Origin of the sequence: Limosilactobacillus antri DSM 16041 (assembly GCF_000160835.1) — a bacterium.
GTDB lineage: Bacteria > Bacillota > Bacilli > Lactobacillales > Lactobacillaceae > Limosilactobacillus > Limosilactobacillus antri.
Genome location: NZ_GG700733.1, coordinates 567,937 through 581,778 on the forward strand (window position 1 = coordinate 567,937; position 13,842 = coordinate 581,778).

General features: G+C 47.7%; 11 protein-coding genes. 10 read left to right on the forward strand and 1 reads right to left on the reverse strand.

Translation table 11 applies throughout. The features are described 5' to 3' along the window. Positions 1-57: 57 nt before the first annotated feature. Entirely contained in the window at positions 58-819 is a 762-nt protein-coding gene (locus HMPREF0494_RS06200) for a response regulator transcription factor (protein WP_007124103.1), read from the reverse strand. 241 nt (positions 820-1,060) lie between these two features. Here HMPREF0494_RS06200 and HMPREF0494_RS10780 point away from each other — a divergent pair, with 241 nt between their 5' ends. The 10 genes from HMPREF0494_RS10780 (at position 1,061) to adhP (ending at position 13,826) form a co-directional block, all read left to right on the forward strand. After that, positions 1,061-3,391, forward strand: a complete 2,331-nt coding sequence (locus HMPREF0494_RS10780) for a mucin-binding protein (RefSeq protein WP_007124105.1) — start codon at positions 1,061-1,063, stop codon at positions 3,389-3,391. A gap of 117 nt (positions 3,392-3,508) precedes the next feature. Continuing rightward, positions 3,509-4,435 carry a hypothetical protein gene (locus HMPREF0494_RS06210; RefSeq protein ID WP_007124106.1) on the forward strand — a complete coding sequence of 309 codons (927 nt, stop codon included), beginning with the start codon at positions 3,509-3,511 and terminating at the stop codon, positions 4,433-4,435. Positions 4,436-4,439: 4 nt separating this feature from the next. Further along, positions 4,440-5,156, forward strand: coding sequence for a zinc ribbon domain-containing protein (locus HMPREF0494_RS06215; protein ID WP_007124107.1), 717 nt, complete (start codon positions 4,440-4,442; stop codon positions 5,154-5,156). A gap of 2 nt (positions 5,157-5,158) precedes the next feature. Then, positions 5,159-6,310, forward strand: a complete 1,152-nt coding sequence (locus HMPREF0494_RS06220) for a PrsW family glutamic-type intramembrane protease (RefSeq protein WP_007124108.1) — start codon at positions 5,159-5,161, stop codon at positions 6,308-6,310. 28 nt (positions 6,311-6,338) lie between these two features. Continuing rightward, entirely contained in the window at positions 6,339-6,746 is a 408-nt protein-coding gene (locus HMPREF0494_RS06225) for a hypothetical protein (protein ID WP_007124109.1), read from the forward strand. 9 nt (positions 6,747-6,755) lie between these two features. Next, positions 6,756-6,878 carry a hypothetical protein gene (locus tag HMPREF0494_RS11715; protein WP_263862901.1) on the forward strand — a complete coding sequence of 41 codons (123 nt, stop codon included), beginning with the start codon at positions 6,756-6,758 and terminating at the stop codon, positions 6,876-6,878. Between the two features lie 343 nt (positions 6,879-7,221). Beyond that, positions 7,222-10,572 (forward strand): KxYKxGKxW signal peptide domain-containing protein, encoded by a 3,351-nt coding sequence (locus HMPREF0494_RS10785; protein WP_007124111.1) that lies wholly within the window; start codon positions 7,222-7,224, stop codon positions 10,570-10,572. A 56-nt stretch (positions 10,573-10,628) separates the two neighbouring features. Further along, complete coding sequence (locus HMPREF0494_RS10790) at positions 10,629-11,384, forward strand: lipocalin/fatty acid-binding family protein (RefSeq protein WP_007124112.1); 756 nt, start codon at positions 10,629-10,631, stop codon at positions 11,382-11,384. Positions 11,385-11,824: 440 nt separating this feature from the next. Beyond that, positions 11,825-12,523: a matrixin family metalloprotease gene (locus HMPREF0494_RS06240; RefSeq protein WP_225430234.1), complete on the forward strand. Its 699-nt coding sequence runs from the start codon at positions 11,825-11,827 to the stop codon at positions 12,521-12,523. A gap of 280 nt (positions 12,524-12,803) precedes the next feature. After that, a complete protein-coding gene (adhP, locus tag HMPREF0494_RS06245; RefSeq protein WP_007124115.1) occupies positions 12,804-13,826 on the forward strand; it encodes an alcohol dehydrogenase AdhP in 1,023 nt (340 codons plus the stop codon). The last annotated feature ends 16 nt before the right edge of the window (positions 13,827-13,842 follow it).

Here is a 13,842-nt window from a genome sequence, read left to right on the forward strand (position 1 = left end):
GACTTTTTAAATAATTAAACTGATTGGTGAAAAGGGCATGACTTAATTAGTGCCGCTTTATGAATTGATAGAATAAAACTGATCGTTGAGCTCTCCTAGCTTGCTCAGGAGGGCTTTATTTTTTAACTGCGATAGCGGCTGAGGATGCTGGGCACCGTTGAGGGTCACCAAGTGGTTGTGCGTGTCAATTTTGCTGACCTTGCTCAGGTTGACCAGGCAGTGCTTGTGTGTCCGAAAGAAAAGGGGTGAGCGGTCTAATAATTGGTTGAGGTTGGCATTGATGGTTGTGACCTGGTTATTAACGGTGTGCATCAGTGATTGGTGCGTGTTGGTCGGACTGGGTTCGAAGTAGACGATGTCGTCCAGGCTAACGCGAAGGAAACCGCTGGTGACTTTAAGGGTGATTGTTGGGGTTGAAAAGTGGGCTAGCTTGTTGGCGACATGGAGCAGGTCCTTAGTGAGCTTTTCTTTAATATTATCCTGATCCTTAGCAATGAAGTCGAGGGCCTCCGACTCGTAGTTATAGGTTGTTGGCAGGAGTTCATTGTGGATCGTGATAAAAATAATCGACGCGAACAGGTCGTTTTGGCGGATGTGCTGACTAACTTTCAGCCCGGCTAGGGTATCGCCGTTGATTTCCAGGTCAAGCAGGAAGAGGTTTTCAACACTCGGCGATGGCAGGCTGTTTAAGAAATCGGTGGTATTAGAAAAGAGGTTGATTTTGAAAGGCGCGAGTTTATGCGCAGCCTCAATCTCATGGAGTATTTTTTCCAAATGAACTTGTTGGGCCCATTGGTCTTCGAGAATGTAAACATTCATGGCTTATTTCCCCCAATTAGTATTCATATACTAAATAATAGGGAAAGCCGGGGCTAAAAAATAGGGACGTTTCGGCCCCAGAATAAACTTCTGGCAGTTAACTGAAATTTTCAGCACATTCTTCCTGACGGCGATTGCACAGAATGAAATAATCTGCATATTCGTGAAATTTGCCCAATTATCGCCAGTCGTTTCTTATAATTTTGAGTGTGTAAAAAACGGATTGGGGGAGGAAAATAGGATGGCAATTCGCAAATCAGAACCAACCTGGCGGCGGACATCTTTGTTTACCGCTACCCTGGGAATTAGTATTTTACTGAGTGGTCAGGTTGGACACGCTGACCGGACAACTGCTGTAACACCAGCACAACAGCCCGTGGCCCAACCAGCGGCAACGCAAGATAACGGAACTGCACAGCAGACAGCAACTGTTGCAGCGGGACAAGAGAACCTGGCGTCAGTGACGACGCAGCATCAATATGGAACCGCAGACCAACCAATTATTGTTATTAGTGATGATCTTAATGCAGAGCCGCGCCAAAAATACCAAGAGCAACTAGAGAAGTGTATTGCTGAAGAAAAGCAGGACGAAGAGGCTATTCAAAATGACCAGAAGGAAAGTGTAGATATATCAGGTCAGATAGGTACTTTGACGGCCAAATCATATTACGATTATACTAAACACCCGGAAAACTATGATAATACAGATGCTCCTGCTGAGTTACAAGAGATACTCAAAAATTACGAACAACTAAAGCAAAAAGTAGCAACTCAGCAAAATGCAGTTGATGAAGAAGAGCAATTAGTGGCAAAAAAGAAAAAGGTAAGTGATGACTGGGAAAAGTTTGTTGATGAACAAGAAAAAAGGGGAACCCATCCAATGGCTGAATATTGGAACAAATCAGCAGCTTATTTATCTGATCTACGTGTCCATATAGATAAACTGAGGAAAATGGAAAAAGCTCTTTGGGACGATGAAAATACACTGTCTACTCTTTCTTCTTCCTTAAGTGATGAAATAGAAAAAAACAAATCGTGGATTTACTCAAAGATTGAGCAACGTTCTGACATCATTGCTTTACGGACAAAAGAAAAGCAATTAGACGAAGATGCTCATAAGCGTTTCGGTCAGACTATCCTTCTTGGGAACCAAATTAAGACCTTGCCCGATGTCATAGCAACCGTAAAACCTGAGGATTATGCGGTAAATAAGTTGATTACCCGAACAATTCACATTGTGATTCCCGGACAGGCGCCTACGGATATTAAGCAAGTCGCCAGCTGTTACGCCCACCAAATTCGTGATGGTCAAAAGATTACTTATGAGGAGTGGCAAAAAGATAGTTGGAGCTGGAAAGCCTATACTCCAAAGGCCTACTTCGGCTATAACTGCGATGTTACCGAAGTTCCAGCCGTCACGGTTTATCACGACACGCCGAATCAGACAATCACTGTTACTTACACAGCTCAGGCAGGATTAGACAACAACTACGACCATAACGACCACGGCAACTATGCCTGGCTTGACCACTACCAGCTGAGTGGCGACCAGCTCCAGGTCAGTGGCTGGCACGCGACGAGCGACGTTAAGAATAAGCCGTACCACTACCTGATTGTCTTTGATAACACGACGCACAGTGAAGTGACACGGTTGATGGTCCGCCAGACCGCCCGTCCTGATATTGCTGTTGTGCACAATGTTTACGGTGCCGGGTTGGCCGGTTTCCAGACGAATCTTGATTTGCCAGCGGCCGTCTTGCAAGCTGGCGACCACCTTTCCCTCATCAGCCGCTACACGGATGACCAAGCCGGCAACGGCGACGCCACAGACTACTGGTTTGACTTGCAAATGGACCAGGGCAACCACGGCTACCTTGACGTGGCTCAAGTACAAAACGGCAAACTTCACGTGGCCGGTTGGCACGCGACTAACCAGGCATTTGGCCGTGACCACCATGTCCTGATTCTCTTTGACGCTAGTCGGGGGCACGAAATCGCCCGGGTCAACGCTACGAATGCCGAACGTCCTGATATTGCCAAAATTTATCCCACGGTAGGAAATGCGACGATGGCCGGCTTTGTGGGCGACTTTGATCTTACACCGGAGCTAGTGACTGATAACCTGCAAATCATTAGCCGGTACAGCAGCGACGCGGACGCCAATAGCGACTACGTTGACTTCTGGTCGGCTCCCCGGCGGCTAACGACTGATACCAGCAACCAGGGCTGGCTAGATGACGTTAGCGTCCGGGATGGTCAGCTCCACATTGTCGGCTGGCACGCAACTGACCGCTCGCTGGGGCGTAAGTACCACTACATCATTATCTTTGATGCCACACCAGGGATTGGCCATGAGCTAAGGCGGTTCAACATTACCGACCAGGAAGTGAGCCGTCCGGATGTCGCTAAGGCTTTTCCAACCATAATGACTGCTGGCAACTCCGGCTTTAATATTAGTTTTGCCAACGATCCGGACTTCACTGAGGAGCACGATTTGCAAATTATTAGCCGTTGGACCGATGACCCAGCCGGCAATGGCAATGCGGTCGATTACTGGTTTAAGCCGGTTTGATCCATCAGGCTTTCAGTAAGGAACACCTTATTTAATGGCATGAAACGCTAAGCAAATAAGAGGAAGGACTGCCATAGTTGACAGACCTTTTTATTGGGAGAAGGAGTGATAGAACGAATGAAAAAATTATGGATACTAATAGTAACAATGATGATGGCTATTGTCTGTTTGCCCATAACTGTTATGGCAGAAAAATACAGCAAGATGGTTGCCTTGCCGCAAGGATCAGAGCAGATGTATGTATATGATAATGGCAAAAAAACCAATACTCATTTGCGGCCAGATCGAATGACGCCAATTAAGCAGAACCGAACTAATTTAAATCCGTTAGTGTTAAAGGGAAAGTTTCCGTTAGTTGGTTGGGCGGGGATTACCTTAAAGCAGTCTGATTATAGCCTCATGAAGCCAACAGAAGATCAAGCTGATGCACTAGGTATTTCACGCATTTTAGTTCCCAGAAATAACGATTATGAAAATCGGGATGGCAAGGGATTGGACTACACTTTACAGAACCGGTGGGTTATAAAAAGTAAGGTTGCGCCGATGGCAATCAATGATTTGAAGCAATTTACGCAAGCTCATAACAGCAGCGATAAGAGTCAGCTGCAAAACCAGAGCAAGACCTTGGTGGAAAGCTGGCGCAAAATCGCTAACTATAACTTTAATTTGGATAAGCTGCAGGTAAACTCATTTTCAATGGGATATGCTCAAGAAGACGGAAATCACGATGATGCAAGCCCAAGTATAAAAAATACTACGTACATGGACGTAGTAATTAAGGCAAAAACTTCCCGAAAGATAGGAGAGCACAACTTTAAGAATGAGGAAGATGGTGAAGATCCAGAGATGGCTGAATTGGATCGGGGAAATCACGAAATAATCGAGAAAAACGATCCAGAGGCCAAAAGCAGTTCGATTGAAGGGACGGGTAAAACTACTGACACGGAACATGAATACGATAACTTTCATGTGCACTACAACTTGATCGATGGTAAATGGCAGTTGAGTTGGGTTCAAATGAAGGCAATTCCATGGGGGGATTAGGAAAATGAAATTTTGTCCAAACTGTGGCAATAAGCTAAATGGAAATGAAAGTAAATGTCCAAAATGTGGGCTTGTATTAAAGAAAAAACAGCCCAAGGAAAATAAACAGGATCATGATATTAAGGAAATCCTTAATAAGGTCGACTCTACTAGGTTCAAAGATTTAGGTAGACAGCATAAAAAGCTAATTATTGGGATTGTCTGTGCAATTGTTGCCGTGATTGTTGTGTATTCACAAATTTACGTGCCCCATGTTGTTGATTCAGCACTGGAGAACAATGGTTTTACGAGCGCTAAGGGCTATAAAGTTAATATCGACCGGGGAAATAAAACGATTACTGTAATGCCTAATTTTGGTTCACAACAACAAATTAATAGCCAGCTTGAGTCCAACGGCTTTGATACACGGGTGGTGACGGCCGAAAGTCAAATGTCCAATGTAGCTCATGAGATTGCTGGGAAAACGTTTGGTAAGTGGACCGTGCGAATGACAGCAGAAAATGTTCATACTCGTGATTATAAATTAGCTTATTATTGGGTATTTAAAGGAACCAAGGAGACTACACGTTTTCAGACCAGCCCGGTTGGTCAGGAATTTAGACGTCATTATCTTCAGCAAAAAGAAGATGAAGCTAATGAAGAGGATAAAGCACATACTGATGATGTGATCACTGCGGGTGCGCTTGGTGGAGCACTTGGCTTTATGGCGGGGGCTTGGTAAAAATGCCTGATAGCAAAATCGTCTTTTGTACGAATTGCGGTGCTAAAAATAGTACTGACAGTAAGTTCTGTATTAACTGTGGAAAGCCATTAGTTAAAAGCAATGGTCAAGTAATCGATTCGACTAGTAATGATAATGAAGAGTCGATAAACAGCTCAAACAAGCAAGGGGTAATGGATAACGTTACGTCTCACATTAATGCTTGGACGGGTGGCAAGGGAGCGGTCAAAGTTAGTCTGAGCGAATTCTTCAGCCAAGTCTTTAGACGCCACACAACAGAAGAAGCTGAGGAGTTATTTATTGTGGGAACCGACAAAACGACACCATCGTTAAGTGAAATTGTTAATGATAAGGTTCAGCCTTGGCTATTTTCGCGGGTGTTGGGATTCGTTTTAGCTATCGGAATTTTAATGTACTTTCTGCTTGGACTTTTGCCAGCATATGGTATTTGGATATCTATGGATGCCTTTTTAGCGGTTGCAGTTCCCCTATCAGCACTAGTTCTTTTCTTTGAATGTAACGTTTTTCAGAATATTAGTTTTTACCAGGTAACTAAGATGGCTCTGCTTGGTGGAGTGTTGTCGTTGATTGTTACAATTTTGTTTGTCAATTTCTTTGGCAATCGGGAGCTCGACCTGCTTGGTGCCCTGCAAACAGGATTCGTGGAAGAACTTAGCAAGGTGTTGGTAGCAGCTTACTTTGTTTATAAAATCAAAGCTAAACGAATCTTTAATGGGCTATTAATCGGTGCTGCTGTTGGTACTGGATTTGCTGCCTTTGAAAATGTTGAGTATATGTTTAATGATAAAACTGGCCAAATTGCTTCCATGCAAGAAGCAATTGGTCGGACGATGTTTTCAATTTCAGATCATACGGAATGGTGTGCGATAGCTACGGCGGCGCTTGTAATGGTGATTGCGGGGAAACAGCTATCGTCAAGTGACTTTTTCAACTTTAAATTCTTGCGCTTCTTGTTGCTGGTGATGATTATTCATGCCCTTTGGGACTGGAATGCCCTAAATCAGTTTGGCATTTTACGATACATGGCGTTAGCGGTGGCTACTTGGATAGTTGTTTTTGTCTTCATTCATGCAGGACTACGGGAAGTGAAGTTGTTGCAAAGTGAAACTAAAGATAGTCAAATTAATATCTAATTGTGAAATCTTGGGAGGAAAATTAATTATGAAAAAATTAGCACTAATCGCCACCACTTGTTTAGCGGGATTGACGTTAACAGCGTGTGGCAACCAACATCATGGCAGTAAGGGTGCAGACAGTTCTTCGACCACCAGCAAGACGGTCCGCTCGTCGTCACAAAAGAGCGGTTCTAGCTCGGTCAGCCAGTCGAGCAGCTCAGCGGCTGCTTCTTCGTCATCGGCGGCGGTTCACCTCACCGGCGGGCAGAGCTCAATCGACTACATTACCCAGAAAATGGGTGACCAGGGCTGGACAATTGATGGCGGAACCTATGGCGGGGCCCATGGTGCACCAACCGATGGCAGCTACGTTCCGTATAATTCAGTTCGCAACGACAACGGGGATGTCTACTACGTTTATCAGGATGGCCGGATTGAAAAGCAGGCCGAATAATATCTAATTGTGAGATTTTGCGAGATGAATGCCGATCCGAACATTGATCCGGAATTCAAACGGCGAATCAACCTGCCGCCAGATGATTCAGACTACATTCAGCCAACCCATGATCCGGATAGTTGGCGTTAATAAGCTAGGGAGCGAGACAAACCGTGAAACAGAAATCAGGATGATTTCGTTTTTGAACGGTTCTAACGTGGAAGTCGGAATCGACTTCGTTTTTCGACGCGTAGCTAGCCTGTGGGGAGCCCCCGCAAGCGCAAATAGGGTTTCAGAGTTTGGCTTTACCGAACACTGGAACCCATTTGCGTACTGCGCCGTTCGTATTTTATCTAAGTAAGAGGGCTTATGTCACAGCCTCTTTTTAGCGCAGCCTGAAAGAATATCCCGATTCCTGAAATGTGCCCACATCCGGTTAGAAAGCACTTATAATCACGGTTGTATAAAATTTGATTCTGGGGGAGATTATACGATGCGGAAAAAGTTATACAAAGCAAAGAAAAACTGGGTTATCGGCTTAGCCGCCGGTGCGTTGCTATTAGTGGGCGGGGCAACCACTGCCAGCGCTGATGCCAATTGGAACCCGCCTGCGGCCCAATTCAGCCAATTTGGCTACAATTCACGGCCCACGGTTACCTGGAGCGGTATTGACACGTCTCAGTATCCGGGTGTGACGTCTAATGACCCCGCAAACATCAACTCAGCTGTCCTGGATGCTAACGTTAATGTGCAGACAGCGGGAGAAGACGCGGGGCTCAACCAAACAACGCCAGGCTTTTCTTATAACGTGACGACTAATGGTCATTCGCTGAGAAACGATGAGAGCGTTAATGTCGATTACTACTTCAGCAATGGCGTGAATTATGGAACGAACGGAGCCGAGTTTGACTCGACCAACAGTAGCACGATTAGCTATGCTGGCACCTTCCGGAACAGCGTCGAAGCAAATTACCTAGGGGTCAGTGGTTCGATTAACGACCACCAGATCACGATGCGCCGTGAAAATGACGCGCAAATGACCCATACATCTGATCCGCATAATGTTTCATATCTAACTAAAGAAGCGACCGTCAACGGCAACACCGTTACCAATACTATCCGGGTTAATACCGACAATGGTGCGGTGCAGCCTGGCGTGTGGGGACTGACGATTAAGCCATACTGGGCGGTTAATGGCGACGTTAGTGTCTATGATACGGCGGCGCCATATAAAAACGGGAACGCCTTCTACTACATTATTCGGGATGCCCAGGGTCGGCCACAATGGTTGGAAGTAATCCGGCCGCAAAATGGTATGAGGCTCTTTTCCGGGCATGACATTAACTACACCACCGGCCCGCTTGGCGGCTACCAGATGAGTGGCAATAGCTCGACTGCGCCAGGATCGGCACGGAACCTTTACATGATGGCACCGGCAGGGCTCAATGCTGAGTTTACCTACACCGAATCTTACTACTGGGTCGGCGACGGGTATAATAATCCGCAAGCCAACGTGAATGCCGGCTACCTTGATGGCTACCAGCTGGAGCAGGATAACTATGGCAATCCACTTCTCCACGTGGCCGGCTGGCACGCTGCTTCGACCAGTGCCGACTTGCAGAACGGCTGGCTGATTGTGTTCGATAACACGACTGGGACCGAAATTAAGCGGCAGCGGATTAACCCGGTCGCCCGTCCTGACGTGGCAGCCCAGTACCGTAACGTGGCTAATAGCAGCCAAGCTGGTTTTGATGAGCGGATTAGCCTGCCGAGCAGTGTCCTTGGTCACCAGCTGACCATTATTGCCCGTTATTCTGATGACGCTAATGGTGGTGAAGGTCATCGCACCGACCTCTGGCTGGGGCAACGGATTAACATTAATATGGACAATAATGCCCACATTGATGGGACTAAGCTGACCGGTGGCAAGGTGGTTGTTAACGGCTGGCACGCCACGAATACTGCCCTGGGGCGGCGGTACCACTACGTCATTGCCTGGGATGCGACCCGCGGTCAAGAAATTACCCGTCAGCAGGTTGCTAACGTTAGCCGGGCTGATGTTGGTCGGGCCTTTCCAACCGTCATCAATGCGGACCGGTCTGGCTTTAGTGCTAGCTTTGACCTTAACGACCCCCGCTATGCCAACGACCAAATCCAATTTATCAGCCGCTACACCGATGACTGGGCTGGGAACGGAAATTGTGTCGACTACTGGTTCGCTCCCCAGCGCCTGCTGGCTGATACCGGCAACCATGCCAGCTTGGACGGCTACCGGTTGACTAATGCCGGATTGCAAGTGGCCGGCTGGCACGCTACGAATGCCGCGCTAGGGCGGAACTATCACACGATTATCGTGTTGGACGCGCGCAACGGTCGTGAACTCGGTCGGCAGACAATTTACTCCGGGAGCCGGCCAGATGTCGCCCGGGCCTTTCCTGGAGTAATGAATGCGGACCAGTCTGGTTTTAACACGACAATTGCCTTTAATTCCGCGATGGCGACCGACCCGGTTCGAGTGATCAGCCGGTGGAGCGCTAGCCGTGACGCTAACAGCAACTACGTAGATTACTGGTTTGCGCCGGTTCAGCTGCTGGCTGACCAGGGCAACTACGCCAACTTGGATGGCATAAGCTGGACTGGTCGCCAGGTACAAATGGGTGGTTGGCACGCCAGCAACCAGGCCTTTGGCAAGCAGTATCACTACATTATTCTCTTTGACCAGACCCGGGGCTATGAGGTCGGTCGCCAGCTAGTCGAAAGCGGCAGCTACCGGCCAGACGTTGCGAACGCCTTTCGGGGAGTAAGCAACGCTGATAATTCTGGCTTCAATGTTACAATTACCCCTAGTGTGGATATTCGTGGCGACCGCCTGCAAGTGGTCAGTCGGTGGACAGACGACCCAGCCGGTAATGGCAATGGGACCGACTACTGGTTCGCCCCACGGGTGGTTGCTAGCCGGCCGAGCGACGCCGACTATTCCCTGGCCCAGCTGAATCAACGGAGCGTTACGGATCCTGCTGCTTGGGGGATTTATGCAACGGCTACGGCAGATGCGCGGGCGGCGGCTCAGGAATGGCAAAATGGCAATCATGATTATCAGATAGCAGATCGAATGAAAGACGGTTTGCAAGTTCGGTACAATCCAACTCCTAAGGATAGTAGTACAATTTTGAATAATCAGGTGTATGTTGACGATAGTATGCCAGCGGTTATTAATGAAATGTATAGTGACCCACAAATGAAATTGCATGTAAATAAGTTTACAGCTGCTATCCTTAATGGCATTCGTCAAGCTTTAGGAATTAATAATAGTACAGTATTGACTAATTCTGCTTTAATCGAAGATGCTCAAAAATATATTTTCAATCCAAAAATTAGTAACACCCAACTTTTTGGAGAGGTTGCTGATTATTCTGATTTAACAGGTAATGTTGGAGAAAATCTAACATGGCAGAATTCATTCGGCTATGGTGGTGGTAACTACCTTACTGGTGATAAACCATACGAAACAACCTGGAGAACGGGAAGAAATGACAAGCCCGCACATTCATTACGGTTGGCTGACTTTAAAGGCTTCATTTTCTCAATGCTCTTAACTGGAAACGGGGGAAATACGCACGGCTTTGTTAACGGCCAAATTGATAATAAGCATTATTGGGGACCGAACGATGTAGATCTCGGATCTGCTTTTAACATTGCCAATCCAGAAATAATTTTTGGAAAAGTTGACAACCCCAAAGAATATGTTGGCTTGACGCTTGCTAATCCTACTGTTGCTACTCATGGTAATATTATGTTACTTCTGACTAGTAGTAATGTTGGCGCAGGAATTGATTATAATTAAAGCAAATGGCATACTCCGTTACGGAAAACCATTAATTAGCAAAGGAAGAAATTAAAATGAAAATTGCAAAAATGATAATTTCTACCATGGCTGTATCAGCCTTGCTATCCTTAGCTGGCTGTGGCGCCAATAATAGTCAGAACAACGCTAGTGGTAAGCAGAGCTCTTCTGCCACCTCAACAAAGCAAGCGGCCGCTTCGGTTGTCGGTACTTACCAAAACAGCAGTAAAGGGTCCGCGGTCCAGCTAAACTCCAACGGTACTGGCCGCTACGTTTATGCCGACCCAGTCAACAGCGACACTAATGACCAGCTGACATGGAAGAAGACCGGCAACAATGAATACACGCTGAACTTCGCTGATAGCGACGTCACCAGCCCGATTACGGCACGACTATCTGGCAACCAGCTGACTCTGACCGGTGATAGCAACTGGGCGACCGACACGTTGACTAAAACCACGCATCAGCTGAACCTTGACCAGTTTCTGGCTAAGAAGCACGGCAGCAGCAACGAAAGCAGCTCTAACCAGGGGAATTCCTCTGCTGACCCGCGTCGGGTGGGGGCAATGCTTTTCCAGTACACCTACCAGGGAATGCCGGGGCGTGAAACCTTTACCTGCACCCAAAACGGTGACAGTTATACTTTTAGCGAAGGCAGCGATTCCGCTAGTGGTATCACCTTCAAGATCAAAGGCGACACCGTCAGGTACAGTGTCGGCGGCTCTGCTGGCCAAAAGACGATTAGTATTGGTACGTTGCAATCACAGACCGATGCCGCACAGATTGATGGTATGATGAAAAATGTTCATTAGGACTTAGGGAGAAGCAACCGGTATTCAGGCGGATAAGCAAGGATTCAGCGTTCGGCTTCAAACCTACTAGGCCTACAAGAAGCGGCTTAGCAGGCGGCGAAATTCACTGGGCGGTAATCATTCTGAAAGTCCTGCTCATCGAACATATCCTTGGTTAAAGCAAAAGGTTGGGAAAATGTCCCAGCCTTTTTGCTGTTTTAAAGTTAATAACGTTACAGCTTAGCAGGCTGGCAAGCATGAAGTTCATACAATAAAGGTTAGACCGATTAATGCGGCACCAGTCCCGAAGGAGATTACCGTGTAAAGTACCGTTTTGTTCATCGTGTCGCACTCCTCCCCTTAACAATTCTGCCAATAATTTTGGGTGGTGACATGGCTTGTCTTTTCTACTATTAAATGAGAACATTATCAGAAAAGAGCGTGTAACTAGGAAGGGAATGATGGTAATGATTAAATCGCTGATTGTCAACGCAACGCTGGTGCTGGCTCTGGCTCTACCAGTGACGGCATGGGCGGCTGACCAGCCGATAGTCTACCCGGTCCCGGCGTTCAGCGTGAATGCAAATTCCGCGACTGACCAGTCTGCCGATAATGATTCTCCCCAGGCCATCCGCGCCGCTAAGCACCAGCTTTACCTCCCGTCGAAGACGCCGCTTCCACTGGAGGGGTATCGCTGGCCCACTACCCGCTTGAAAATTTACCTGGCGACCCGTAATCATCCGCTCGTGACCGCCTTCCGCGATGCGGTCAAAGCGTGGAATAGTACCGGTGTCATCCACCTAACTTGGACCCGGCACCGCAGCCAGGCGGACATCATTGCGGAAGCCGGTGACCTTTCTGCTAACCAAGCTGCTCCGGGGGTCGGGGTGGTTACCACCCAGCTGGGCTCGACCCGCTCTGAATATAATCCCGACACCCACGCCTTAATTCAGGCCCGGTCGACGCTGGATGTTTCGCACCTGGAATACGCAAACCGGACCTTTCGCAGCGAGGTGGCCCAGCACGAACTAGGGCACGCCCTCGGCCTGGCCCACGCACCGCAGGGCAGTCACAGTGTAATGATCCCGAATAATGTTCGGACCGGGATCACCAAGGAGGACCGGCAGACGATTCGGCTATTATATGGCAGCGGCGATTAGTGGTTGGAAGCACCACCTTGCTCGAGAAAATGATTGTGAGCACCTTTGCAATCTTGTTATTTTTAGTTAGCAGACACCAGCCGGTAATTTTGACGAATGGCGAAATTGGTTTGATCGTTGGCAAGTGCGTGATGGTGACGAAAAGCGTGCTAAATTAGTCCCGGTGGTTTGACAATTAATTATAAAATGTCCGAAAGGGGGCTTTAAAAAAACGGGGGCCTCTGGTATCATAAGAATTGTGAAAAAAATAACATGTCTTTTGAGAAGGAGATCTTAGCATATGAAAGCTGCTGTTATCAATGATCCAGTCGATGGATACGTTACTGTTAAGGATGTTCAACTTCGTGATTTGAAGCCGGGCGAAGCACTGGTTGACATGGAATACTGTGGCCTTTGTCACACTGACCTTCACTGTGCCGCTGGTGACTTTGGTAAGAAGCCGGGCCGGATTATCGGTCACGAAGGTGTCGGCCGGGTATCAAAGGTTGCCCCTGGCGTTACCAGCTTAAAGGTTGGCGACCGGGTATCAATCGCTTGGTTCTTCAAGGGCTGTGGCCACTGTGAATACTGCCTGACTGGTCGGGAAACTCTTTGCCGCAACGTTCTGAACGCCGGTTACACTGCTGATGGTGCGATGGCTGAACAATGTATCGTTCCTGCCGACTACGCCGTTAAGGTTCCAGAAGGTCTGGACCCAGTTGAAGCTACTTCCTTGACCTGCGCCGGGGTTACGATGTACAAGGCCCTGAAGGTTGCTGACATCAAGCCTGGCCAATGGGTATCAATCGTTGGTGCCGGTGGTTTGGGTAACCTCGGGATCCAATTTGCCCACAACGTCTTTGGCGCTCACGTTATCGCCGTTGATGGTAACGAAGACAAGCTGAAGGCTGCTAAGGAAAACGGTGCGGAAATCTGCATCAATCGTCACGATAACAACGTTGATGAACAAATCCAAGAAAAGGTTGGCGGGGTTCACGCCGCAGTCGTTACTGCCGTTACTACCGCAGCCTTTGACCAAGCTGTTAACTCTCTGCGCCCAGATGGCAAGTTAGTTGCCGTTGCCCTTCCACAAGGGGACATGAAGCTGAACATTGCTAAGACTGTTCTGGACGGGATTATCGTTGCCGGTTCCCTGGTTGGTACTCGTCAGGACCTGGCTGAATGTTTCCAATTCGGTGCTGAAGGCAAGGTTCACCCAATCGTTAAGACCCGGAAGCTTTCTGAAATCAACGACATGATCCAAGAATTGAAGGACAACAAGGTTGTTGGTCGGAACGTGGTTGACTTCTCCCTCGAAAAGTAATTAATAAGTAAATAAT

What these genes read in the sequence shown, in the direction of transcription:
- HMPREF0494_RS06215 (WP_007124107.1), top strand. Translation starts at nt 4,440, where the DNA reads ATGAAATTTTGTCCAAACTGTGGCAATAAGCTAAATGGAAATGAAAGT.
- HMPREF0494_RS10780 (WP_007124105.1), top strand. Translation starts at nt 1,061, where the DNA reads ATGGCAATTCGCAAATCAGAACCAACCTGGCGGCGGACATCTTTGTTT.
- HMPREF0494_RS06220 (WP_007124108.1), top strand. Translation starts at nt 5,159, where the DNA reads ATGCCTGATAGCAAAATCGTCTTTTGTACGAATTGCGGTGCTAAAAAT.
- HMPREF0494_RS06210 (WP_007124106.1), top strand. Translation starts at nt 3,509, where the DNA reads ATGAAAAAATTATGGATACTAATAGTAACAATGATGATGGCTATTGTC.
- HMPREF0494_RS06200 (WP_007124103.1), bottom strand. Translation starts at nt 819, where the DNA reads ATGAATGTTTACATTCTCGAAGACCAATGGGCCCAACAAGTTCATTTG.
- HMPREF0494_RS06240 (WP_225430234.1), top strand. Translation starts at nt 11,825, where the DNA reads ATGGTAATGATTAAATCGCTGATTGTCAACGCAACGCTGGTGCTGGCT.
- HMPREF0494_RS06225 (WP_007124109.1), top strand. Translation starts at nt 6,339, where the DNA reads ATGAAAAAATTAGCACTAATCGCCACCACTTGTTTAGCGGGATTGACG.
- HMPREF0494_RS10790 (WP_007124112.1), top strand. Translation starts at nt 10,629, where the DNA reads ATGAAAATTGCAAAAATGATAATTTCTACCATGGCTGTATCAGCCTTG.
- adhP (WP_007124115.1), top strand. Translation starts at nt 12,804, where the DNA reads ATGAAAGCTGCTGTTATCAATGATCCAGTCGATGGATACGTTACTGTT.
- HMPREF0494_RS10785 (WP_007124111.1), top strand. Translation starts at nt 7,222, where the DNA reads ATGCGGAAAAAGTTATACAAAGCAAAGAAAAACTGGGTTATCGGCTTA.